The 2,507-nt window shown below is 61.7% G+C and carries 2 protein-coding genes; both read right to left on the bottom strand.

Annotation, left to right across the window (positions count from 1 at the left end):
• Positions 1-579 precede the first annotated feature (579 nt).
• A complete protein-coding gene (gene xopAW / locus L6D63_RS28210) occupies positions 580-1,431 on the bottom strand; it encodes an EF-hand domain-containing protein (protein ID WP_047295727.1) in 852 nt (283 codons plus the stop codon).
• Between the two features lie 145 nt (positions 1,432-1,576).
• The coding region (locus tag L6D63_RS28205) for a sensor histidine kinase (protein ID WP_236170498.1) at positions 1,577-2,507 on the bottom strand (931 nt) is incomplete at its 5' end.

The raw sequence follows: 2,507 nt of genomic DNA, 5'->3' as shown, positions 1-2,507 counted from the left end.
CAATCTCCAACTGAACACACCCAATCCACCTGTGGGAGCTGGCTTGCCAGCGAAGGCGGCCTGACAGCCGACCAATCTCCAACTGAACACACCCATTCCCACTGTGGGAGCGAGCCTGCTCGCGAAGGCAGCCTGACAGCCGACCAATCTCCAACAGACCGCACCCATTCCCACTGTGGGAGCTGGCTTGCCAGCGATGGCGGCCTGACAGCCAACCAATCTCCAACTGAACACACCCAATCCACCTGTGGGAGCTGGCTTGCCAGCGAAGGCGGCCTGACAGCCGACCAATCTCCAACTGAACACACCCATTCCCACTGTGGGAGCGAGCCTGCTCGCGAAGACGGCCTGGCAGCCGACCAATTTCCAACTGATCACACCCAATCCCACTGTGGGAGCGAGCCTGCTCGCGAAGACGGCCTGACAGCCGACCAATCTCCAACTGACCACACCCAACCCCACGGTCGGAGCCAGCCTGCTGGCGATGAGGCTCTCTCAGGCAACCACTCTCTTCTCGCTGTACTCAAATGACCGTTCCCACACCACTGCATGGAAACGATCACACATCACTACATCAACTCAAGTCGCCACATTCAGGTACTTGCCCACCGGCGCAGCATTGTCCAGTGAATACTGCTTGCTCAAGTTGGCAATCATCCGGTTCAGCGCTTCGCTGGTGGTCTGGGTGCTGGCGGTCCTTTCTTCAGGCGGATGTTCGCGACCGGCTTGCAATGCTGCTTTCAGTTCGTCGCTGCTCACGTCGCCGCTGCTGTCGCTGTCCAGCGCTTTGAGCAGTGTGGCGCTGGTGTCGGTGCTGGTCGTTGAGGTGTTGTCGCGGGTCTGTAGCGCGCTGCTCAGTTCGGTGGCGCTGATGCTGCCGTCACCATCGGCATCCAGTTGGCTGAACAATTCATCACTGGGGGGTTGCTGCGTTAGCGGTGGTGGCGGGGTGAGGCTGGCGGTTAGTTCGTCCTGACTGACGGTGCCATCCTTGTTCTTGTCCAGAACGGAGAAGATCTGATTGCTGTCGGCGCTGCTGCCGGCGCTGGTGAGGCCGTTTTTCAGTTCGTCCGTGCTGATAGCGCCATCACCATCGGCATCGAGGGCGCTGATCAGGGCGTCGGCGAGGTCGGTGTTTGGTGCTTGATCCTGAGGCGGCGATGGGGGCGCCATGGCGGTCATTTCTTCGGCGCTGAGGCTGCCGCTGGCGTCGCTGTCCAGCTCGCCAAATTGCTTGCTCAGGTTGACCAGCAAACCGTCGTCGGATTTTTGCGACAGGGCGCTTTTCAGTTCGTCCTGGTCCACCGCGCCGTCGCTATTGCTGTCGAGTCTGGCGAACAGTTGCTTTTGCAGTTGCTGGCTGCGGGCGTTCTGGGTGGCGGTGCTGCTGGTGCTGGTATAGCTCGTGTAGTTGCTGACGCTACCGATCATGGGCTCACTCCTTGGACTGTAAAGCCGGTCGGTGTACCGGCTTGTACAGACTCAAGGAGCAAGTTGTCCTGGGTATTTTGGCTTTGTACCGGGTGGTACACAGTGGGGAGGACACCAGAAACCCTCAGGGGGACAGGTGTTCTTCTCAGGCGCGCGGCAGGCGGATGATTGCGGTCAGGCCGCCGCCGGGTGTTTCTTGCAGATTCAACTGCCCACCCAAACGCTGCGCCGCTTCACGGGCAATGGTCATGCCCAGGCCGACGCCGCCGGAGTTGCGGTTGCGGGAGCCTTCCAGGCGATAGAACGGTTCGAACACCGCTTCGCGTTGGTCTTCGGCTATGCCCGGGCCGTGGTCGATCACGCGTATCAGCAGTTGTTCGCGTTGATCCTGCAGTTCGATGCGCGCCTGCCCGGCGTAGCGCAGGGCATTGTCCATCAGGTTATTGATGCACGAGCGCAGCGCCATCGGTTGCACCTGCAGCGGCGCGCAATGGCCGCTGACTTCAACGTCTGCGCCTTGATCCTGAGCGTTCTCGCACAACGATTCGACCAGCGCCTGCACGTCCATCAACTGCAGGGCTTCGCTGGTGCGCTGTTCGTGCAGGTAGGTGAGGGTGGCGTCGAGCATGCCGATCATGTCGTTGAGGTCCTGGCGCATCTGACCTTGCAGCTTTTCGTCGTCGATCTGTTCCAGGCGCAGTTTCAGTCGCGACAGCGGGGTGCGCAGGTCGTGGGAGACGGCGCCCAGCATGCGTGCTCGTTGTTGCACCTGTTCGCGGATGCGTTGTTGCATCAGGTTGAAGGTGTGCGCCGCTTGCCGTGCCTCACGCGGGCCGGATTCGTCCAGCGGTGGGCTGTCGAGGTTTTCGCTCAGACGTTCGGCGGCGTCGCTCAGGCGCTGGATCGGTCGGCTGAGCAGTTTGGCGCCGTACCACGCAGCAATCATCAGCGAGATGAACTGGAAGGTCAGCGGCACCAGCGGCCCGCCGAACCACGGACGTGGCGGGCGATGGGCGAAACGCGGATCCGGCGGCGGATGTTGGCCGTCGACCCCCTCGGCAAATTCCGGCGGGGGC

This window comes from Pseudomonas parakoreensis, from assembly GCF_021602155.1.
GTDB lineage: Bacteria > Pseudomonadota > Gammaproteobacteria > Pseudomonadales > Pseudomonadaceae > Aquipseudomonas > Aquipseudomonas parakoreensis.
This window is presented reverse-complemented; position numbering and strand designations above follow the sequence as displayed.

Coding starts and splice junctions, on each gene's coding strand:
- xopAW (WP_047295727.1), bottom strand. CDS start 1,431: ATGATCGGTAGCGTCAGCAACTACACGAGCTATACCAGCACCAGCAGC.